This is a genomic window from Microbacterium testaceum (genome assembly GCF_006539145.1).
GTDB classification, from domain to species: domain Bacteria; phylum Actinomycetota; class Actinomycetes; order Actinomycetales; family Microbacteriaceae; genus Microbacterium; species Microbacterium testaceum.
Genome location: NZ_BJML01000003.1, coordinates 98,514 through 119,896, shown reverse-complemented (window position 1 = coordinate 119,896; position 21,383 = coordinate 98,514). Strand labels below are relative to the sequence as shown.

Below are 21,383 nucleotides of genomic sequence, written 5' to 3'. Positions count from 1 at the left end.
TCCGCCGCCCGCCTCGCGCGTCACCGGGCGGGCTTCTTCTCCGGGGTAGGAGCGGTGCCCGCGGCCTTCTGAGCGGCGTAGTACGCCGCGGCTTCGTTCTGACGATCGTCTTCGACACCCGACGCGATGGAGGCGCGGATGTGCTCGGGCCCGTATCCGAACGCGTCGACCAGGTCCTGCGCGTGCGGGCGGAGCCGCGCGCAGAGGCGGTCGATGTAGCTCGACACTGCTGCACCGCGCTGTGTCGAGAGGCGTCCGTTGATCAGGTACCACGCGAGGTGCTTCTCGATGAGCTGCAGACCGAACAGATCGCGCAGCCAGGTCAGCACCGTGAGCGTGTCGCGATCGTCGATGCGGTTGATGGCGTCGGTGAACGCCTCCCACTGCAACAGCTCGCCGTGGGCACGCGCGGCCTCGATCAGCTGCGCCTGATTCTCGTTGAACAACGCCGCCGCGTCTTCTCGGGAGAGCTTGGATGCCGGGCGCAGACGCCCGGCGATGTCGGCGATCATCTGCTGCACGCGACCGGCGAGCAGCTCATGCTGCTGCTCGGCTCGGAGGCCCTTCTCGACGGAGCGCGCCGTCGAGCCGAAATCGCTGACGGCCTGACCGAGCTGACGCATTCCGGCGCCGTGGAAGAGCTTCCCGGCGGTCTGTCCGACCGCGAAGGCGGCGAGCTGCTTGGCATCCTTGCCCTTGAACTGCTTGGCGTAGTCGGCGAGCAGTCGCTTGCCGACGAGCTGCAGCAGGATGTTGTTGTCCCCCTCGAAGGTGACATAGATGTCGAGGTCGGCGCGCAGGCCCACGAGACGGTTCTCGAAGAGGAAGCCCTGGCCGCCGCACGCTTCGCGCGACTCCTGCAGGGTGTCGAGGGCGTGCCAGGTCGACAGGGGCTTGAGCGCTGCGGCGAGGGTCTCGAGGTCTTCGCGGTCGGCATCCGTGTCGAGGCGGCCGCTGAAGACGCCGTCGAACTTCTGCAGGAATTCGTCGTGCGCGAAGATCTCGGCGTAGGTCGTCGCCAGACGAGGCAGGAGCCGACGCTGATGCTTGCCGTAGTCGAGCAGGGTGACCTCGGGGGTGCCGTTGCCCGAGTCGAACTGGCGGCGTTGGTTGCCGTAGGTGACGGCGATGATCAGGCCGATGGCCGAGGCCCACGCGGCGGCTCCATCGAGCGAGACACGACCCTGGACGAGCGTGCCGAGCATCGTGAAGAAGCGGCGGCCGGGGCTGGCGATGTCGCTGGAGTACGTGCCGTCGGCAGCCACGTCGCCGTAGCGGTTGAGGAGGTTCGTGCGGGGCACACGGACCTGGTCGAAGTGCAGCCGACCGTTGTCGATGCCGTTCAGACCGCCCTTGAGGCCGTCGTCCTCTCCGCCGATGCCGGGGAGGAAGTTCCCCTCGTCGTCACGCAGGGGCACGTAGAAGCAGTGCACACCGTGGTTCACGCCCTTCGTGATGAGCTGCGCGAACACGGTCGCCGCCTTGCCGTGCACGGCGGCGTTGCCGAGGTAGTCCTTCCACGCGCCGCGGAACGGCGTGTGGATGACGAACTCCTCGGTCTCGGGGTCGTAGGTCGCGGTCGTTCCGATGGCCGACACGTCGGAGCCGTGTCCGGTCTCGGTCATCGCGAAAGCGCCGGGGATCTCGAGGCTCATGATGCCGGGCAGCCACTTGTCGTGGTGCTCACGGGTGCCCAGCTGAAGAACGGCCGAGCCGAACAGGCCCCACTGCACGCCGGACTTGATCTGCAAGCTGGGGTCGGCCGCGACGAGTTCTTCGAAACCGGCGATGTTGGCGCCGTTGTTCTCTTCGCCCCCCAGGCGCTTGGGGAAGGCGCGGTGGACCGCCTTGTTCTGGACGAGCAGGTGGAGCTGGCTGAGGGTGCGCTCTCGGTGCGCGTCCATGCCCAGGCTGTCATCGCGCCACAGCGCGGGGTCCTTGATCATCTCCCGCGCCTGGCGGCGGGTGTCGCCCCAGGTGCCGAGCAGCAGGTCGGTGACACGCTCGGTGTCGATGCGGCCCTCCGCCGCTTCGGCGGCGGTGTGCGGCGCGGTGGGTGCGCCTCCGACAGGAGTACGCGTGCTCGTGGCGGGCGTGGTGGGACGGACGGCGGCGTCGGTCATCTTCGGCACCTTTCGACGTTGCAAAGGACGGTTCCTACGGTAGGTCTCCCACAACGTGGACCCAAACACCCTGTGACATGTCCACAACGACCCCGCGTCCCGTTTCGCCGGGTCGTTGTGGGTGGTCAACATTCCCGTGAGCGCGCTGAGCGCGGCGGACGCCGTGGGGTCGGCGCGTACCGCGCGCCCGGGCCGCGCGGTCACGCCCCAAGACTGCATCTCGCTGACGAGTCGGTGGCGAGGTGTCGCCGGTTTGTCGGCGAGATGCTGTTTCGCGATAGCTCGCGGCGGGAGCAGGCTCCGCACGAAGGCGCGCGATCGCGGCGGGGTCCGGACCTCCGGGCACGGGGCGTCCAGAGCACCCGGGCGCGGCGCCGTCAGTTCGCGGCGACCACGGTCAGGATGCCGTCACCGTATGCTTCGCGCTTTTTGGCGCCGATGCCGGTGATGCCGTCGAGGTCGCCGACGGAGCTCGGACGTGCGGCCGCGATCGCCCGCAGCGTGGCGTCGCCGAAGACGATGTACGCCGGGACCCCCTGCTCGCGGGCCTTCTCGGCCCGCCACGCGCGCAGCGCCTCGAAGAGGTCGCGGTCGCCGGGGGCCACGTCGTCGGCGCTGCTCTTGCGCGCGCGGCTCGAGCCGCCGCTGCTGCCGGTGCGGCCCAGGGCATCGCGACGCAGCGGCACCGGGGTCTCGCCGCGCAGGACGCCCGCGGACGCCTCGCTGAGGGCGAGGGTGCCGTAGTCGCCCTGCGCGACGATGATCCCGCGCGCCAGGAGCTGTCGGATCACACTCCGCCAGTCCTGGTCGGACAGGTCGGCCCCGAGCCCGTAGGTACTGAGCCGGTCGTGGCCCTGCTGGGCGATGCGCTCGGTCTTCGCGCCGCGGAGGATGTCGATCAGGTGACCGGCGCCGAAAGCCTGACCCCTCTCGCGCTGCAGGCGCACGATCGTGGACAGCAGCTTCTGCGCCGCGACGAGGCCGTCCCACGTGTCGGGCGGGGTGAGGCACGTGTCGCAGTTGCCGCACGGCTCGGATCGCTGCCCGAAGTAGTCGAGGAGGTTCTGCCGACGGCATCCGACCGTCTCGCACAGGGCCAGCATGGCGTCGAGGTGTTGCCCGAGCCGCATCTTGTAGGAGCGGTCGCCGGGCGACTGGTCGATCATGCGGCGCTGCTGCACGACGTCGCCGAGGCCGTAGGCCATCCACACGGTCGACGGGTCTCCGTCACGGCCGGCGCGGCCGGTCTCCTGGTAGTAGCCCTCGACGGACTTCGGCAGATCGATGTGCGCGACGAAGCGCACGTCGGGCTTGTCGATGCCCATACCGAAGGCGATCGTGGCGACCATGATGACGCCGTCGTCGCGAAGGAACCGCGACTGGTTCGCCGCGCGCACTGAGGCGTCGAGACCCGCGTGGTACGGCAGGGCGTCGAGGCCCTGCGAGCTGAGATAGGCCGCCGTCTGCTCGACGCTCTTTCGACTCAGGGCGTACACGATTCCCGCAGAGCCCTCGGGCTGCGATCGGATGAACTGCACGAGCTGCCGACGCGGGTCGACCTTGGCATCGATGCGGTACTGGATGTTCGGGCGGTCGAAGCTGGCGACGAACCCGCGGGCGTCGCGCAGACGCAGACGCTCGACGATCTCTTGGGCGGTGGCCGGGGTGGCTGTCGCCGTCAGTGCCATGCGCGGGACGTCGGGGAAGCGGTCGGCGAGGTCGCCGAGGGCGAGGTAGTCGGGCCGGAAGTCGTGACCCCACTGCGACACGCAGTGCGCTTCGTCGATGGCGATGACGCTGAGTCGACCGCGCGCGAGGAACGCGAGGGTCTGTGCGCCGTTCAGACGCTCGGGTGCGACGTACAGCAGGTCGAGCTCTCCGGCGAGATAGGCCTGCTCGACGGCCTGCCGTTCGGCGGGCGCCTGGGTCGAGTTGAGATAGCCCGCGCGCACGCCGTTGGCGATCAGGGCCTCGACCTGGTCGTGCATGAGCGCGATCAGCGGGCTGACCACCAGGCCGGTACCGGGTCGCACGAGCGCGGGCACCTGGTACGTGACGCTCTTGCCGCCGCCGGTCGGCATGAGCACGACGGCGTCGCCACCGCCGACGACGTGCTGCACGATCTCGGCCTGGTCGCCGCGGAACGCGTCGTAGCCGTAGACCTCGTGCAGGACTTCTCGCGGGTCGCGCCCCGTGAAGTCGCGGACGGCCGGGAGCTCTCGCGCCGTGCCGGTGACGGTCGCGGCGCGGGCGAACGGCGAAGACGGGTCGACGGGCGGCGGCGGCGCATCGACGTCTTCGGGAGGTGCGAACTGGTCGGGATCCCAGTCCACGCCGGCGTAGGGATCTTCGGGCAGGTCGTACGGCTCGGGCGGCGCGTCGGCGTACGACTCGGATGCGGCGCCGGGGTAAGTCACCCCTCAACGGTAACCCGGGCCACCGACACGCACACCGCCCCGGCATCCGTCGGGGGATGCCGGGGCGGGACACGTTCCTGGGGAGGAACGCCGGATCAGTGCGACGGCGGGGAGAACACCAGCTGCGAGGCGAGAAGACCCTGCTCACGGCTGACGATCTGGGCACGACCGGGAGCCGCGCGCTCGGGCTTCACGCGACCGATGAGCGCGCCCTCTTCGGGGTTTCCGCCGAGCAGGATGCCGGTGACACCCAGGTCGGTGAAGCGCTGGATGATCGGGTCGTACGCCGCGCGGCTCGCGCCACCCGACCGACGGGTCAGGATGACGTGCAGCCCCAGGTCGCCGGCCTGCGCCAGCAGGGGCTGCAGCACGGCGATCGGGTTCCCCTGGCTCGTGGCGACGAGGTCGTAGTCGTCGACGAGGATGAAGCCCTCGGCGCCCTTCCACCAGCTGCGCTCGCGCAGCTGCGTCGGCGTGACATCGGGCCCGGGGATACGCGTCGAGAAGTACTGCGACAGGTCGTTCATCCCACCCGTGGCCAGGTCGTGCGAGGTGAGGTACGCGCCGAGGTACTCGTCGGGGATCTCGCCGAGCAGAGCGCGGCGGTAGTCGACGACGAAGATCTTCGCCTCAGCGGGCGTGTACAGCCGCTGGATCTCTTTGGCCACACCCCGCAGGAACGACGACTTGCCCATCCCCGAGTCGCCGTAGACGAACAGGTGCGGTTCGACGCGGGGATCGATGCCGAAGGGCGACAGCTGAGCTTCCTCGATGCCGAGCAGCATGCGTCGGTCACCGGGCTCGGCGAGAGCGCGCACCTCGTCGAGCGAGATGTTCTCGGGCAGCAGTCGCAGCTTCGGGCCCGGCTCCCCGTGCCAGGCGTTCGCGATCCTGCCGATCATGTCGGCGACGCCGTCCGCGATGGTCGAGGGATCGTCCGACCCGTCGATCCGCGGAACCGACGTGAGCATCTGCAGCTTGGACACGGCGAGACCGCGGCCGGGCTGGCCGACCGGGACGTTGGCCGCCTGCTTGCGATCGACGTCGGAGTCTGTGGGGTCGCCCAGGCGGAGCTCGAGGCGCGTTTGGATGAGGTCCTTGAGGTTCGCACGGATCTCGAGCCACCGGTTCGCGGTGACGACGACGTGTACGCCGAAGCTGAGGCCTCGAGCGGCGATCGTCTGCACTCGCGCCTCGAGCGGCTCGAACTCCGACCGCAGGGTCGACCAGCCGTCGACGATGAGGAACACGTCGCCGAAGCCGTCGTCGAGACGCCCCTCGCGGCGTCGCGAGCGATAGGTCTCGATCGAGTCGACGGCATTGCGGCGGAAATACTGCTCGCGCGCATCGAGCACGGCCTCGACCTCGGCGATCGCACGGCGGACGGCCTCGGGCTCGGTGCGCGTGGCCACACCCGAGATGTGCGGGTGCTGCTGCATCGCGGTGAAGCCGCCGCCGCCGAAGTCGAGCACGAAGAACTGGAACTCCTGCGGGGTTCCCGTCAGCGCCAGAGCCGAGACCAGCGTCCGCGCGAGGGTCGACTTGCCGCTCAGGGGCGAACCGACGATCGCGACGTGACCGGCGGCACCGCCGAGCGACACCGTGAGGTGGTCGCGGCGCTGCTCGAGGGGGATGTCGACCACGCCGATCGGCACGGTCAGAGGGCCCGCTGCGCGCCAGCGACGCGAGACGAGTCCGAGCGCCGGGTCCTCGGCGAGGTCGGGCATGAGCTCGTCGAGCGGGGCGGGGTCGGCGAGCGGCGGCAGCCACACTTGGTGCGCTTCGGGGCCGCGGTCCTTCATGCGGTCGACGGCGATCTGGAAGGTGGAGCGCTTGTCGGTGGCCGGAGTCGCGATCGCCGCGGGAGTGGCATCCGTGTTCTCTTCGACCGGATCGACGTCGGGTTGAGCGAGAGCGGTGAAGACCTCGACGCGCGCGGGCCCGGTCGCTCCGGACTCCGGATCGTCCACACTCAACCGGGCATTGCCCTTTGGCCGACCCGACACGTACGCCGCGCGGAACTGCACGAGGTTCTCGGTGTCGCTCTTGAGGAAGCCGACTCCGGGCTCCTGCGGGAGCGTGTACGCGTCGGGCGTGCCGATGATCGTGCGCGACTCGGCGGCCGAGAAGGTGCGCAGACCGATCCGGTACGACAGGTACGTGTCGAGACCGCGCAGCTTGCCCTCTTCGAGACGCTGGGATGCCAGCAGCAGGTGCACGTGCAGCGATCGACCGACGCGACCGATGTTGAGGAAGCTGTCCACGAACTCGGGCTTGGCCGTCAGCAGCTCGGAGAACTCGTCGACGACGACGAGCAGAGCCGGGAGAGGAGCGAGATCCGATCGACCGCCGAGACGCGCGGTCTCGTACTCGCCGACGTTCGCGAAGTTGCCCGCGGCGCGCAGCAGCTCCTGGCGACGCACCACCTCGCCCTGGAGGGCGTCCTGGAAGCGGTCGACGAGAGCCAGCTCGCTGCCGAGGTTGGTGATGACCGCCGAGACGTGCGGCATCTCAGCCATACCGGCGAAGGTCGCACCACCCTTGAAGTCGACGAGCACGAAGTTGAGCTGTTCCGGAGAGTGCGTCATGGCGAGGGCCAGCACGAGCGTGCGCAGCACCTCGGACTTTCCCGAACCGGTCGCGCCGACCATCACGCCGTGCGGGCCCATGCCCTGCGACGCGGACTCCTTCAGGTCGAGGACGAGGGGCGTGCCCGAGGGCTCCTGGCCGATTGGCACGCGCAGGCGGTCGCGCTCGAGACGGCGCGTCCACGCCTGGTCGAAGTTCACGGTCCGGACGTCGGGCAGCCCCAGGAGCTCGGTGAGCTCCAGTTGGCCCTGCGTCGTCGGCGCATCGACGACGACCATGGGCGCCGGCCGCAGCGGCATGAGCCGTCGGGCGGTGGCCTCGGCCTCGGCGATGGTCATGGCATCCGGAAGGAAGGTCTGGGCCCGGCCCGCGCCGTCGATGAACTCCGCCGGGGCGACGACGGGCTTCGACTCGGCGCGACGCCCCCGCGCGACCACGGGCGCCTCGGCGAGCGCGACGCGCGCCACGTGCGGGTCGTCGAGTTCGTCCCACCGCGGGGGAAGGTCGATCACGGTCACGCCCTGCGCGCCCTCGAGACCGACGAGCGGACTGTTGGTGGGGGTCTCGACGCCGTCGACGATCAGCACCACGTGCGGGGTCACCCCGCCGCCCGGGGTGAAGCGCGGACGCGTGGAGAGCTGCGGGGGCAGCATGTCGACGAGTTCGTCGAGGGATGCCGAGATCATGCGCGCGGGCCCGAGTCGGTCCTGCACGCGCGACGACATCGCGTGCGGGAGCCACTTGGCCCAGTCCCACGCGGGCATCTGCGCGGGACCGGCGAGGATCGCGATGATGACGTCTTCGGGGTCGTGCAGGGTGGCCGCGGAGGCCACCAGCGAGCGCGCAAGACTGCGGACCGCGTCTTCGTCGGAGCCCACGAGCTCGATGCGCGAGTAGTCGCCGAGGGGAAAGCCCAGCGGAAGGTCGCGCTGCATCTCGTGGGTGAGCATGAAGCGGTGCGCGGCCGACGCGGCGACCGGGTCGAGCTGGGCCAGCGGCGGGAGCTCGGGCGCCTCGAGCGTGAGGCTGAGCGGCTGGTCGGTCACGCCGATGCGGGCGAGCAGGAACGTCTCGTCACCGGGCTGACGCTCCCACACGCGCGAGCGCTCTTCGGCGATGAAGGGCAGAGCGGCCGGAGCCGGCATGATCCATCCGCCGTGTCGGCGCTGTTTGCGAGCCGCGACGCGCACCGTGTCGCGAAGGTCGGACAGGTAGGCGAGGTACTCACGGCGGTTGCCGAGCACCTGCGCGTTGCGCTGCGCACGCTGACGCCATCCGTTGACCGCCACGAAGCCGAGGGACGACAGCAGGAACATGCCACCGATGAGAAAGCCCGTCGGCCCGCTGTTCGAGATGGTCACCATCACGATGGCGCCCACGCTGCCGAGCATCGGCAGGAGGGAGGTCAGGATGCCGCTGCCCCCCTCGTTCGGCACGAGTTCGGGTGGCGGCTGGAGCACGATCCGCCCGTTGGGCAAGGACGGCGGGGCGATGCGCGGACCCGTGCTCACACCGGACCTCCGATCAGACGACTCAGGGTGAAGACGCGTTCGCTGAGGCGCACGCGGGTGCCCTCCTCGAGCAGGGTGCGGGAACCGGGGCGCAGCACGTGGACGGTGCCGTCGTCGTCGATCAGCTCCGATCCGTTGGTGGATCCGGCGTCGGTGACCCACGCGGTCTCGCCGTCATGCTCGAGACGCAGGTGGGTCTTGGAGATGAGGCGATCGGGGTCGTCGACCGAGATGAGCACGTCGTTCGGTTGATCCGCGACGGGGGCGCGACCGAAGTTGACGGCTGCGGGAAGGTCGAACTGTTCGCGCTGACCGGTGTCGAAGACGACGAGCAGTTGCGCACGGCCAACGCCCGGGGTGCGCGCGGGAGCGGTCGGCGCCGGAGCCGAGGGTTCGGGTGCGACGGTCGCGGGGCGCTCCCCGGCGACACTGGGAGCCTCGATGGCGATGATGGGGGCGTCCCATGCCGGAGCGAGAGGCAGGGCCGCCGCCGAGGCGTCCATCCGCAGGGGTTCGCGCGAAGCACCGGTGCGTTGGACCGTGGGCTCGGACAGGACGCGGGGCTCATCGGCATCCGGAGCCTGCTTTCCGCGAGGAACCGCTAGCAGAACGGTTCCCGCGGCGCGATCGGCCCAGGAGCGCCGACGGCCCGACTTGTCGAATGCCGCCGAGGCGACGACGACCCACGCGCCGGCGAGGAGGACGACTCCTCCCATCACGACGAGCAGGCCACGGACGAATGCGCGTCCGGCCCCCGGGACGACGGGCGCTTCCACCCGCGCGGTGCGCAGACCGAAGAGCAGCGCACCGGGGGTGAGTCCGCGTCGCGCCTGCAGGATCCACAGACCGAGCAGGGCCTCGGCGGCGACCGCCGCCCCCAGCACGGGAGAGGCGAGAAGGGATGCCGCGACCGAGACGATGACCACGAGGGCCGCGTCGACACTGAAGGCTCCTACGCGCACCCCCACCGTCGCGGGCGCGCCGAACGGCGTCAGCTGCGTCATGTCGCCATCATCGCACGAGCGATCTCCACCGCTCCGGCCGCGAGCATGCCCGCCGGAAGAGACAACGCCGTGGCCAGCGCCTCGAAGATGTCGCCGGTGCGCGACCAGCCCAGAGAACGCAGTCCGCGACCCACCGGAACGACCAGCAGGGCGGATCCGAGACCGACCACCAGGAGGATGCCGGCGAAGACCACCAGCATGTCGGGCGACACCCTCGGCAGCAGCGCCATCAGGACGGCGACCACCACGGCGGCAGCCCCCAGGCGTTCCACCCACCGCAGGAACGGCACCGTGCTGCGGCGAGAGCTGAGGAGGAGGGCGAGAACGACCGTCGTCGCCAGAGCGATGCGCCCGCCGAGCACTACCGGATTGTCGGTGTCGAATGTCGGCAGCGCCGTGAACGCGCTGGCGGCCCCGGCGGCAATCAACAGAACCACCCCGATCGTGAGGCGGGCGGTGGATCGTTCGACCAGTGCGTCGGCGTCGTCGGCTTCGATCGTGCGGACCTCATCGGGGAGGTTCTGCCGGACCGTCCAGCGCGTGCTCTGGAAGCGGCCGTAGTCGATGAAGGTGCCGGGGGCCACGTCGACGAGGCTCGACTGCAGCACGCGCTGGGCGACCGGCACGAGGCCGAGCGTCACGGCCGCGGGCGCGGGCGGGTCGAGGTGCATCAGCAGCGACAACCCCCAGACGGCGGCGAGGACCGCCAGCACGATCGTCGCGGTACGGCTCTGCGCGCGCAGCGTCTCGGTGGCACCGAGCACCCCGATCACTCCCGCGACGACGGCCGCGGCGAGCAGACCCGTGAAGACGGCGACGAGGGGAGCGGCGGCGGGAAGCCCGGGGACCACGGCGACACCACCGCCGAAGGCCAGCGCGACGACGCCCACGACGGGGGCAAGGATCGCCGTGCGCGCTCGGGCGCGCAGGGCGAACACCGCGCCCGCGACGAGAGCGGCGACCAGGGCCAGCACGGCAACGGCCCCCCGCACAGAGGGGGGCAGGCCGTCACCGCCGACCAGACGAAGCAGAGCCAGGATGCCGCCCCCCGCCGCGAGCACCCACCACACGGCCGAGACTCGTGTGGCGTTCGGAGCCGCAGCGGCGCGGGCGACGGCGTCGGGCAACGAGGCGCCGGGGTCGACCAGGACGAGGATGACGCCGTCGTCGAGCGAGGTCATGGCGGTCGCCCGGTCGATCTCGCGGCCGGAGACCCCCACCACACGAGTGCCGCGGGCGGTGTCGGAACCGGCTGCGCGCAGCACGTCGTCGACGCGGGCGCGAAGAGGAACGACCAGGTCGAACCGCGATTCGCCATCGATGAGCGCCACACGACGCCCCTGCACCACCTCTGCGCTCAACGGTCCCCCTCGTTCTCGCGCTCCCCGGCCCACGGGCCGCAACCGCACCAGCGTATCCGTCCCGCACGGAGCCGTGTTCGCCTTTCCACGGTTCACCGGGGATAAAGATGAGAGTTTTGTCATCTTTCAAATTGCGCAAGAGGCTTGAACCGGGGGGATGCTTTACGTAAGTTCGAAGTCCGGTGGGGGGCTCCGGTTCCTCCATCGACGCCGTGTGCGGGTCATCTATCCCCGTGCGCGTATTCGATCCGCAACGCCCGGGCGCGCCCGGAGGAACATCGAGGAGACACAGTGGCAGATCTCATCGCAGCCCAGGAGGGTGCGCTTCGTCGAGGGGCCGAAGCGGTCAACACCGCGAAGTCGGGCATCGACGAGCAGGTGCGCAAGGTTCGCACCGAGCTCGACCAGGTGGCCGGTTTCTGGACCGGCGCCGCGGCCGGCTCGTACACGCAGCTCATGCAGCGTTGGAACGAAGAAACCACCAAGCTCAACAACGTGCTCGTCACGCTCGAGGACGCCCTCCGCGGCACCGAGCGCGACCAGGCCGCGTCGGAAGAGTCGCACCAGCAGACCATCGGCAACCTGGGCTCCCTGCTCGGCTGACCCCGCTCGACACGAAAGAAGGAACTCTCATGCAGTCCATGTCCGTTCGTCCCGAGCAGGTCATCGCGCTCTCGGGTCAGATCCGCAACGGTGCCTCCGGCATCCGCACCCGCCTCGACGAGCTCGAGTCGCAGGTCAACGCCCTCCGCTCCTCGTGGGATGGTGACGCCCAGACCGCGTACGACCAGGCTCAGGCCCAGTGGACCCAGTCCATCACCCGCCTGAACGAGCTCCTGCAGCAGATCGCCGGCAAGACCGACGAAATCGCCCAGGGCTACACCTCGACCGACAAGTCCGCCGCCGGCCGCTTCGTCTGAGTCGTCTCGAGCCGGCGGTCGCTGAGGCGGCCGCCGGCTCTTGCGGCCCGTTCGGGCCGCCGCAAGTTTTCCGCGCGGCAACATCGTCGCGTGCTCGCCGCACGCGCGTGAAGAAATGAGTGAAGTATGGGCTCCGTCATTCGGCTCGACAGCGAGTTCGTTCGCGCGAACGTGAGCAAAGTCGTTCAAACAAGCGACGAGCTCCCCGCAGCGACCATCATCGGCGTCGTCGACGGCAATGGAACCGAGCCTGCGGCCTCCCAGTTCACGCAGCTTCTCCGCACCCGTGCCGAGACACTCGGTGCACGCGTCGAAGAGGTGAGGCAATACATCGCGCAGAACGCAGCTGCCCTCTCGCAGGCCGTTCAGACGTTGGAGGAGCGGGACGAGATGAACGCGAGCGACGCACAACAGGTCACGGCGATCATCGACGCGGCATCGACGGCCCCTCCGGCGGGCGTCTCGCCGGGTGCCTCTGCCGGGGGGCAGGCCGGCGTGCGCGGCGCCCTTGGCCTGCAGTGAAGCGGCATCCGCTCCGAACGTTCGGAGCAGTTCTCCTCGTCGCCGGGTTCATATCTCTGAGCGCTGCGTCCCCGGCTTCGGCGGCGACGACCTCAGGGACGACCGGCCTCGACTTCTGGTGGGACAAGTACGGCGTTGATGCCGCACATTCGGAGGGCATCACCGGCCGCGGCGTGAAGGTGGCCGTGCTGGAAGAGCAGATCAACCCGTCCCTTCCGGTGTTTGAAGGGCAGAATTTGCGAATCTCGGACAAGCCGGTATGCAAGGACCACCCTTCAATGACGTCTACCAACCCCGACAAGGGCACACGTCACGGCACGACAATGACAGCTTTGCTCATCGGCAACGGCACAGGATCCGGGGGAGTTCGCGGGATCGCTCCCGACGCTGAGGTCACTTTCTATGGGTACGGCCCGGACGATCGCCCGTGCTACCCAGATTCAGCGACCGAGACGGATATGACCGCGTGGGGCTATGGCGTCAAGCTCGCGGTCGATGACGGCGCGAAGATCGTTTACACGGCGGTAGGTATGGAGCGGCACGAAGCGGACGCACCTGCTATCGCGTACGCCATCGCCCGGGGAGTGGCACTTGTTTCTGCGACGGCCAATCCCAGCGCCGCTGACTTGCTCGGCGCACCGATCACCGATGGCGGAGACTCGCTGAATGGGGTCGTCGCCGTATCTGCGATCGGACCGGACGGAGCCCTACAGACCAGCGCGGACGGATCACCCTGGATCATTCCACAAACGACCGTGGTTGCCGGGGGCGACCGGTTCCCAGAGATCGGGACCGAATCCGGGTGGGACGGATCAGCGACGGCCACCGGGTCGTCGAATGCATCTCCCATAGTCGCAGGCATGCTTGCGCTCGCGGCTCAGAAGTTTCCGGAGAGCACGGGAAATCAACTGATCCAGGCGATGCTCGCAACGACGAACGGCGAACGACACGAGCCCTCTCGGACGGAAGACGGTTTCGGCTACGGAGCGGCGTGGCTCCCGACCCTGCTCGCCGTCGACCCGACGACGTTCCCCGATGAGACACCTCTCATGAATAAGGGCGCAGGGTTTCCGACAGCCGATCAGATCGCGGCAGCTAGGACGAACGGATATGTGGCTCCGGATCGAGGCCGAAGCTTCGACCAATACGCCGATGACAGCCCGACCAGCGGTTTCGATTTCTCATCCCTCGTGATGTGGGCTGTCATCGGGATCGTGGCCCTTGTCCTCATCGCGGCGGTCATCACCGTGCTCATCATCGTCACTCAACGCCGTAAGGCGAGAAAGGGGACATCGCCGTGACCGGTACCTGGGAACAGCGTTTGACGAACTTCGCCGAGGGAGGCCAGCCGTGGGACGTTCCCACGCGAGGCTCACTCGTCAACGGCTTGAACGCATTGCGGGAGGTTCTGAACCGCGTCGCAAGCGACCCCGGCATCACAGGAGAGGCCGGATCTGCCGCTCAGGCGAGATTCAGTGCCGCTGCGAGACAGATCGCTCAGCAAGTCACCTACGTCGAGGACGAGCTCGCTCAGCGGCTTGATCAAGCCAACGACGTTCGATCACGCGCGCGAGATGCGCTCGACACACTCCCCTCCGGCTCGCTCTCCGGGGGTCAGGAAGCTGCGGTCCGTGGCGCTGCTACCGGCGCGACTCTCATGCTGGGACCGATCTCCTTCCTCGCGGGTGAGGGGGCCGTCGGGCTGATCAACGGCTATCTGTCCGATCAACGGGAGGCCGCCGCGCGCTCCGCTATGGAGGGTTTCTCCGACGAGATGGATGCCGTCCAGGTCAGCGACCCCCCACCACTCAACTTCACCTTCTCCGAAACTGACACCGTCGAGCCAACCGGAGGCGGTACCGGTGGGGGCGGGGGTGGAGGCGGCGGACGCTCCGGTGGACGCAGTTTCGAGCAGTACCCCGACTGGGACACGTCCCCAGTCGCGACCCCCGGTGGCAACGACGGCGGCAACTCGCAGCCCGAGTACAACGCGATGCCACAGCCGGGGGTCATCGGGCCACGACCTGACGGCCCGATCCACGGCAACACCCCCATCATCGACCTCGACACCATCAAGCCCGAGCCGACTCCGGACGGCTCGATCATCGGCACCCCGAACTTGCCCGGGGTCATTCCCTCGGCACCCGGAGGCGGTTCGCTCGGCGGTTCCGGCGGCGCGGGAGCGGGCATCGGCTCGGGTCTCGGCGCGGGCCTGATCGCAGGCGGTGGCGGCGCGGCCGCGCTCGGCAGCATCGCGCGTGGCGCGGGCGCCCCCGGAGGCAGCCTGTTCAGCGGTGCGGGCGGCACGGCAGCATCCGGCGCAGCCGGTCGCTCGGGCGGCCTGCTCGGCAAGACCGCCGCAGCCGGCTCCGGCCTCGGAACCCGCGGCGTCGGCGGAATGGGCGGTGCCGCCGGCGGCGGCGCACCCGCGGCATCGACGGCCAAGGGTGCCGGTATGCGCGCTGGCGGCGCGGGTGGCGGCGGCGCGGCTGGCGGCGGAGCCGCCGGTGGCGGAGCCCGCGGCGCAGGAGCCGGTGCCGGCAGCCGCGGCGTCGGCGGAATGGGCGGGCCCGGCTCGCGCTCCGACCGGCGCGACGAGGCATCGCGCGGCCTCGGTGGCCCCATCGCCCCCCGCATGGAGGACGATGAGGAGATCGGCCCCCGGTCCGAGAACGCACAAGCCGGCGGACGCGACGAGTGATCTCGTCCTTCGACACACTGAACGGTTCCGACAGGAGAACACGACATGTCTGACCGCATTTCCGCGGAAGAGGGAGCCCTTGCCCGGGGCTCCGAGGTGGTGAACGGCGCGCACGCCGACATCGCCGACAGCACCAGGCGGGTGCTCGCGGAACTCGACGAGCTGCGCGGCAACTGGTCGGGGGACGCGGCGAGCTCGTACGGCATCCTCGTCGAGGAGTGGACGGCGGGCGCGCGGAAGCTGAACGACGTGCTCATCACCCTCAGCGCCGCGCTGCAGGCCACGGCACGCGACCAGGAAGCCGTCGAAGAAGAACACCGCACGACCATCCACGGTCTCGGAACGATGCTGGGAGGCCAGTCGTGAGCGACTTCCGTGTCACGCCCGAGTCGCTGCACGCTGCGGCTGCTCGGCTCCGATCAGAGAGTGCGCGTATCGACGCGACCCTGGGCGGTCTCGACAGCGAGGTCGCTCGCCTGCGGGGACAGTGGGAGGGCGCCGCGCAGGCGGCGTACAACAACGCCCAGCAGCAGTGGAGCGCCACACTCGAGCAGATGCGCGACGTGCTCCAACGCATCTCGAACGCCACCGACTCGATCGCCGACGACTACGTCAGCGCCGATCGCGCGTCGGCGGCGCGTTTCCACTGACATCCGACCCCTGACCCACCGATAGGATTTCGGGGTCTGACCGCAGGGGGCTTCGGTCCGGAAAGAGGGGGCCGCAGATGGCTGACGTCATGAATGCGACACGAGCGCTGCTGCGGTTGTCGGTGCAGAGCGAGGGACGCAGGCTCGACATCGCGATTCCGGCGCAAGTGCCGGTGATCGAGTTCCTCCCGGGCTTCGCCCGGTCCCTCGGCGTGCTCGATCCGTCGATGACCTCGGCGGGATACGCGCTCCAGCGCTCGGACGGCACCAGCGTCGATCCGTCTCGCGGTGCCGCGGCGCAGGGCATCGTCGACGGCGAAGTGCTGACCCTCGTGCGCGGAGGTCTCGTCGCCCAGCCGCGCGTCTACGACGACATCGTCGAGGCCGTCATCGACGCCACCAGCCAGCAGAACCGTCCCTGGACCACCCGCGACAACGCGCGCACAGCCCTCGCGGTCAGCCTCGCGCTGCTCGGCGTGTGCGCCGTCCTCCTGCTCGCGGCCGGTCGCGCCCTCCCCTTCGGCGCTCTCGTCGCGGGCGGCGGAGCCGTCGTGCTGCTCGTCGTCTCCGCGGTCGTCTCACGACTCGGCCAGCGCGAGGCAGGCCAGGGCCTGGGGATGGCGGCATCCCTCTTCGCCGCCGTCGCCGGCTTCATCGCCATGCCCGCCTCTCTCGACATGTGGGGATTGCCGATGGCCGCCGCCGGCGGCGGAGCCTTCGTCGTCGCGGGTGTCTCGCTCGCCCTCACTCGGGAGCGGGCCGAGCTGCAGCTCGCGCCCCTCGTGGCCGGTGGAGCGTTGGGCGTCACCGGTACGCTCGCCGCATTCTTCCCCGCCCCCGCCGTCTGGACCCTCATGGTCGGCGTCGTCGCCACGCTCGCGGGGGCACTGCCCTGGCTGGCCATCGGCACCACGCGTCTTCGCGTGGTGTCGCCCCAGAGCGACGCCGAGATGTTCGCCGACCCGCAGCCGATCGACGCCGACGACGTGGCCGCCCGCGTGGCACAGGGCAAGCGCGTCCTGATGGGACTGCGCCTAGCCCTGGCCGCCGCCATCCTGGTGGCGACTCCTCTCGTCGCCGCGCAGAACGCCACCGGCGCTCTCGTGTGCGCCCTCGCGTTCGCGGGCATGATGTTCCCCTCGCGCCAGACCTTCGCCCGCTCCGGCGTGCTCACCGTCATGGCCACGGGCATCATCGGTCTCGTCGTGGCCGGGGTCGTGGCCTCGCTCGCCCAGCCGGGTCTGCGTGTGGGCATCCTCGTCGTCCTGGCCATCGCCACCGTCTGCGTCGTCACGGTCACGTTGCTCGCCCCCAAGACGCGCCTGCGGCTGATCCGCCTCGCCGACACGGCCGAGCTGCTCGTTTTGGCAGCGCTCCTGCCCCTCGCGGTCATCTCGTCCGGTCTGGCCTGACGCATGGCCACCAAGGGCGACCTGATCGAGGCGCAGAACTTCTCGCGCCGCCGCCTGCTCACCGCATTCGTCAGCGGCGCCCCCGGCGGTAAAGAGCTGCAGCCGAGCTCGCCGTTGCGCGCGGTCATCGCCGCCATCGCCCTCACCGTGATCGTGGTGCTCGTCGGCGTCTTCTACGGGCTCATCCGCCCCGGTCTGCCGACGGGCTGGGAGAACGGCAAGCTCGTCCTCGTGTCCGACACCGGTGCCCGCTTCGTCACCGTCGACGGTGTGCTGCACCCCGTGATCAACACGGCCAGCGCCCGTCTGCTGCTCCCGGCGAACGAGTACGGCGTGATCTCCACCGACTCCTCGACCCTCGGCGGTACCCCCGTCGGCGACACCCTCGGCATCACCGGCGCTCCCGACGAGCTGCCCCCCGTATCCGGGCTGATCAACACCGGCTGGAGCGCCTGCGTCTCCGACGACGCCGGTCTCGACGTCCGCATCTCCGCGGCCGCGGCCCCCACTCCCGCCACGGACCGCGCGGTCGTCGTGTCGGTCGACGGCATCCTCCACGTGGTGCAGGGCGGTCGGAGCTTCGCCGTCTCGAGCGAAGTCGCCGACGCCGTGCTGCGCGCCGCGGGGATCTCCTCGCTCTCCCCCGTGACCGTGCCGGCATCGTGGCTCGATCTGTTCACGGCCGGTACGGCGCTCACCCCGATCACACTGCAGAACTACGGGCAGCCCGTCACGAACACCTCGCTGCGCGTCGGCCAAGTCATCCGGCAGGCCGGCGCCGCCGAAGACGAGCGCTTCCTCGTGCAGACCGGCGGGGTGCTCGAGTCCCTCTCGCCCCTGGCGTGGCAGCTGTACCAACTGGGCAGCGGCGAAGCCCTCAAGGGCAAGGTGACCGAGGTGACCGCGGACGAGATCCGCAGCCTCCCCACCGCGACGCAGGGCCTCGGCGACGAGTGGCCCCGGGTCGGCTTCGAAACCGTCCCCTCGGGCCAGCGTCCCTGCGCCGTACTCACCGCCGGCGAAGGCCAGGCCACGACGACCCTGGCCACGCAACCGACCTCGACCGCCGTCACCACCGGCATCCGGGTCGATCCCAGCCACGGGGCTCTCGTGCGCGCCGGCGGACGAGGCGCCGACAACACGAGCATCCTGACACTGGTGGATGCCACGGGCACGGCGTTCCCGCTTCCGGGCGCAACCGACGACACCATCGCGCGGCTCGGCTACTCCACGAACGACGTGGGCTCGATCCCCGACGGGTGGACCGCCCTCCTGCGCACCGGCCCCTCCCTGAGCGAGAGCGCCGCGCAGCAGACGCCGGAGACGAAGTGACCCTTCGCTCCCGCGCCGCTCGCCTGGCAGCCCTCGCTGCCGCGGCGGGGGTGCTGCTGGTCGGCATCCCGTCACCCGCGTCCGCCGTCGGTCCCACGACCGGCGTGCTGGCGGCGACGACGCAGAGCCAGTGCACTGCCTCGACGCGCATCCCCGACGCGCCCACCGCGCTCGCGTCGCTGCAGAGCTCGTCGGCCTGGCCCCTCACTCGTGGGGCAGGCGTGACCGTCGCCGTCGTCGATTCGGGGGTCGCGGTGAACCCGCATCTCGAGGCCGCGGTGCTGCCCGGGGTCAACCTCGTCCCCGACGGTACCGATGCGTCGGGACGCACCGACAACTATGCGCACGGCACCGTGATCGCCGGTCAGATCGCCGCCCAGCTGATCTCCGGCTCGGGAATCCAGGGCCTGGCACCCGACGCGAAGATCCTGCCCGTGCGCGTCTACGCCGGTATCGAGAAGCAACTCGTCGAGGCGGGGTTCGGTCCGAACACCGAACGGTTGGCCGAGGGCATCCGCTACGCCGCCGACCGGGGTGCGCAGATCATCAATGTCTCGATCAGCACGAGCGAGAAGAACGCTTCCCTCGCGGATGCCGTGGCCTACGCGCAGCAACGCGGGAGCCTCGTCGTCGCCAGCTCGGGAAACCGCTCGAACAACGACTCCCCCGAGCAGGACGACAAGGACGGTGCGCGTTACCCCGCGGGCTTCTCCGGTGTCATCGGGGTCGCTGCCGTCGGGTCGGGCGGTGTCGTCACGAAGGCGAGCATCCACGGCCCCCACGTGAGCCTCTCCGCCCCCGGTCAGGCGGTCGCCTCGTCATGGCCCCTGGGCGGCGATTGCGTCGTCGGGGCCGACGAGCCCGCGACGAGCTGGGCCACGGCCTACGTGTCGGCCGCGGCGGCGCTCGTGGCATCCGCGCACCCCACCGAGACCCCCGCCCAGTGGGCGTACCGGCTCGAGGCGACCGCCGTCCGCGCGCAGCCCGACACGCGTTCCAACATCTCCGGATGGGGTGTCGTTCAGCCCTACGACGCGATCGTGATGGTTCCCGGGACGGGTCTGCGAGGTCCCAAGAGCCCCTTCGTCGCCGCCAGCCCCTCCGCCTCGCCCACCGCGACCCCCGAGGCGGTCTCGGTCGTCATCGGGCCGGGACCGGATGCCGCGGCCATCGCGACCGCGACGGGCGTCGGCGTGGCCGGGCTCATCGCGCTCGGCGCGATCGGTGCTCTCGCGATCTACGTCAGCCGTCGCCGCGAAGAGGCGACTCCACGGCGCGCCGCCCCCACGGGCCGCGGGCTCTACGGGCCCGAAGAGCAGGAATAGCCGGCGGCGGGAAGAGCCCACCGGCCGCGAGCACGGCCGGCACGAACCGGCCGCGAGCCCTCCGGGGCGCGAACCAGGAGGAACTCGACGGCATCAGTCCATCGCCGATCGACGTCAGACGGTCGCCGGGCGCAACTCGATGCTCGCGTCGCCGAGCCGGAAGCGCGAGGTCGCGATCGCGGACGCACCCGCCGGAACCCGCTCGGTGCGCCCGTCGTCGTGGATGAGGGTCACTCCGTTGGTCGAGTCGAGGTCGGTGATGCTCCAGCCGGTGACCGTCCACTCGAGTCGCGCGTGCTGCTTCGACATCGTCCGGGTGTCATCGACGACCGCGACGTACTGCACCGCGTCTTCCCCGTTCCCCGGCTTGCGGCCCAGAACCACCGTGCGACTGGTCAGCGACACGCGGCCTCCGTCGGGTAGGGCGAGGGTCCACTCGCCGCGCCGACGCGAGCGCGGGCGGGCGGTCTGCGTCAGCTCGTCGAGGGGAGCCGCAGCGGCGGCACCGTCAGGCTGAGGGGCGGCCGTGGTGTCCGTGGTCTCGGCCACGCGGTCGAAGCCGGTGTCGTCAGGCCCGGTAACCGGAGCCGACGACGTGGTCGCGGCCTGAGCGGCACCGGTCGGGAAGGGCGCCGCGGGAGCCGGCGGCACCGGAGCAGGTGCCGCCGCAGGTGCGGTCCCTGTGGTCGGAACCGACGCCGCCGGGTCCGGCGGAGGAGTCGCGACCCCCGCCGCCTCCGTGTCGAGGGCCGCGGCCGCGATGGGCATCGCCGGCGTCCGGGTCAGGGCCGGCTCCGCGTCGGCCGTCGGCGCCGGGGCAGGCGTCTGCGCGGCGACCCCCGGAACGATGTCCGAATCCGCGGCTTCCGCGTCTTCCGCCGCCACCGACCGACGCCTCGACGGATGGATCGACGTGTGCTCGAAGTCTTCGTCGATATCGACAGGTCCGGGCAGCACGGGCACCGCGACCGGCTCCGCCACGACGGCGGTCGACCGTCGCCGTCCGGCGGTCGCGACCTCGGCCGCGCTCGCGCCGGGGATGGTGGTGATCGGACCGGATGCCGTCTCACTCAGAACGATCGGACGCTCATCGGCGACATCGCCGGCAGGCGCGGCATCCGTTCGCGGGCGTGCCGAGAGGATCGTCGCCCACACGGGCGGGAAGATCACCGCGAGGGCGGTCGTACCGGCCCCGCGCCCCGCGGTCTGTCCGATGCGGTGAGCGGCGGTGGCCTTGAGCACGAGACCGTAGATGTTGACGCCGGGGACCACGAGCAGGACGGCGCGGACCGGGTCCAGCCGCCCCAGGCGGAACAGCTCGGCCTCGTTGACCAGCGGGATCCAGGCGCGCCAGGGCTCACCCCCGTGCGTGGCGAAGACGCGCGACAGCCCGATGGCGTACCAGACGTGCAGCGCGATCACCGGCACGAGGATCGCGCACGCGATCGCCGCGATGAGGCTCAGAACAAGCATGCGTCCCCCGTCAGCAGTCTGCTTCGACGCTACCGTGCGGTGC

16 protein-coding genes are annotated in these 21,383 nt (G+C 70.4%); 10 read left to right on the top strand and 6 right to left on the bottom strand.

The genetic code is table 11. The features are described from left to right. Nucleotides 1-20: 20 nt before the first annotated feature. The 5 genes from MTE01_RS06855 to MTE01_RS06835 all read right to left on the bottom strand — a co-directional run bounded on the left by MTE01_RS06855 (nucleotide 21) and on the right by MTE01_RS06835 (nucleotide 10,975). Nucleotides 21-2,123: an acyl-CoA dehydrogenase family protein gene (locus MTE01_RS06855; protein ID WP_103206893.1), complete on the bottom strand. Its 2,103-nt coding sequence runs from the start codon at nucleotides 2,121-2,123 to the stop codon at nucleotides 21-23. A gap of 377 nt (nucleotides 2,124-2,500) precedes the next feature. Further along, nucleotides 2,501-4,540 (bottom strand): DNA helicase RecQ, encoded by a 2,040-nt coding sequence (recQ, locus tag MTE01_RS06850; protein WP_371861597.1) that lies wholly within the window; start codon nucleotides 4,538-4,540, stop codon nucleotides 2,501-2,503. Between the two features lie 95 nt (nucleotides 4,541-4,635). Next, a complete protein-coding gene (gene eccCa / locus MTE01_RS06845) occupies nucleotides 4,636-8,589 on the bottom strand; it encodes a type VII secretion protein EccCa (protein WP_170210631.1) in 3,954 nt (1,317 codons plus the stop codon). A 47-nt stretch (nucleotides 8,590-8,636) separates the two neighbouring features. Continuing rightward, nucleotides 8,637-9,644 (bottom strand): RDD family protein, encoded by a 1,008-nt coding sequence (locus MTE01_RS06840; RefSeq protein ID WP_116238738.1) that lies wholly within the window; start codon nucleotides 9,642-9,644, stop codon nucleotides 8,637-8,639. Continuing rightward, nucleotides 9,641-10,975, bottom strand: a complete 1,335-nt coding sequence (locus MTE01_RS06835) for a hypothetical protein (RefSeq protein WP_170210640.1) — start codon at nucleotides 10,973-10,975, stop codon at nucleotides 9,641-9,643. The genes MTE01_RS06840 and MTE01_RS06835 overlap by 4 nt, the downstream gene beginning before the upstream one ends. Nucleotides 10,976-11,296: 321 nt before the next feature. On the opposite strand from MTE01_RS06835, the gene MTE01_RS06830 reads away from it, so the two are divergent. The 10 genes from MTE01_RS06830 to MTE01_RS06790 all read left to right on the top strand — a co-directional run bounded on the left by MTE01_RS06830 (nucleotide 11,297) and on the right by MTE01_RS06790 (nucleotide 19,867). Then, nucleotides 11,297-11,608, top strand: a complete 312-nt coding sequence (locus tag MTE01_RS06830; RefSeq protein ID WP_055831852.1) for a WXG100 family type VII secretion target — start codon at nucleotides 11,297-11,299, stop codon at nucleotides 11,606-11,608. A 29-nt stretch (nucleotides 11,609-11,637) separates the two neighbouring features. Beyond that, the gene (locus MTE01_RS06825; protein WP_246078051.1) at nucleotides 11,638-11,925 is read left to right on the top strand and encodes a WXG100 family type VII secretion target; all 288 of its coding nucleotides are present in this window, start codon (nucleotides 11,638-11,640) and stop codon (nucleotides 11,923-11,925) included. A 126-nt stretch (nucleotides 11,926-12,051) separates the two neighbouring features. Continuing rightward, nucleotides 12,052-12,447 carry a hypothetical protein gene (locus MTE01_RS16995; RefSeq protein ID WP_116238739.1) on the top strand — a complete coding sequence of 132 codons (396 nt, stop codon included), beginning with the start codon at nucleotides 12,052-12,054 and terminating at the stop codon, nucleotides 12,445-12,447. Continuing rightward, entirely contained in the window at nucleotides 12,444-13,748 is a 1,305-nt protein-coding gene (locus tag MTE01_RS06820) for a S8 family peptidase (RefSeq protein ID WP_170210639.1), read from the top strand. Before MTE01_RS16995 ends, MTE01_RS06820 begins: the two co-directional genes overlap by 4 nt. Before the next feature lie 356 nt (nucleotides 13,749-14,104). Further along, nucleotides 14,105-15,148: a hypothetical protein gene (locus MTE01_RS06815; RefSeq protein WP_141376494.1), complete on the top strand. Its 1,044-nt coding sequence runs from the start codon at nucleotides 14,105-14,107 to the stop codon at nucleotides 15,146-15,148. A 45-nt stretch (nucleotides 15,149-15,193) separates the two neighbouring features. After that, on the top strand, nucleotides 15,194-15,514 hold the full coding sequence (locus MTE01_RS06810; RefSeq protein WP_074695998.1) for a WXG100 family type VII secretion target: 321 nt from the start codon (nucleotides 15,194-15,196) through the stop codon (nucleotides 15,512-15,514). Then, nucleotides 15,511-15,798 carry a WXG100 family type VII secretion target gene (locus MTE01_RS06805; RefSeq protein WP_103206899.1) on the top strand — a complete coding sequence of 96 codons (288 nt, stop codon included), beginning with the start codon at nucleotides 15,511-15,513 and terminating at the stop codon, nucleotides 15,796-15,798. Before MTE01_RS06810 ends, MTE01_RS06805 begins: the two co-directional genes overlap by 4 nt. A 77-nt stretch (nucleotides 15,799-15,875) precedes the next feature. Beyond that, nucleotides 15,876-17,210 carry a type VII secretion integral membrane protein EccD gene (eccD, locus tag MTE01_RS06800; protein ID WP_103206900.1) on the top strand — a complete coding sequence of 445 codons (1,335 nt, stop codon included), beginning with the start codon at nucleotides 15,876-15,878 and terminating at the stop codon, nucleotides 17,208-17,210. 3 nt (nucleotides 17,211-17,213) lie between these two features. After that, nucleotides 17,214-18,542 (top strand): type VII secretion protein EccB, encoded by a 1,329-nt coding sequence (gene eccB / locus MTE01_RS06795; protein ID WP_103206901.1) that lies wholly within the window; start codon nucleotides 17,214-17,216, stop codon nucleotides 18,540-18,542. Further along, a complete protein-coding gene (locus MTE01_RS06790; RefSeq protein ID WP_141376492.1) occupies nucleotides 18,539-19,867 on the top strand; it encodes a S8 family serine peptidase in 1,329 nt (442 codons plus the stop codon). The genes eccB and MTE01_RS06790 overlap by 4 nt, the downstream gene beginning before the upstream one ends. Before the next feature lie 114 nt (nucleotides 19,868-19,981). Here the strand turns inward: MTE01_RS06790 and MTE01_RS06785 are convergent, their stop codons facing one another. Further along, nucleotides 19,982-21,340 (bottom strand): FHA domain-containing protein, encoded by a 1,359-nt coding sequence (locus tag MTE01_RS06785; protein ID WP_141376490.1) that lies wholly within the window; start codon nucleotides 21,338-21,340, stop codon nucleotides 19,982-19,984. Nucleotides 21,341-21,383: the final 43 nt, after the last annotated feature.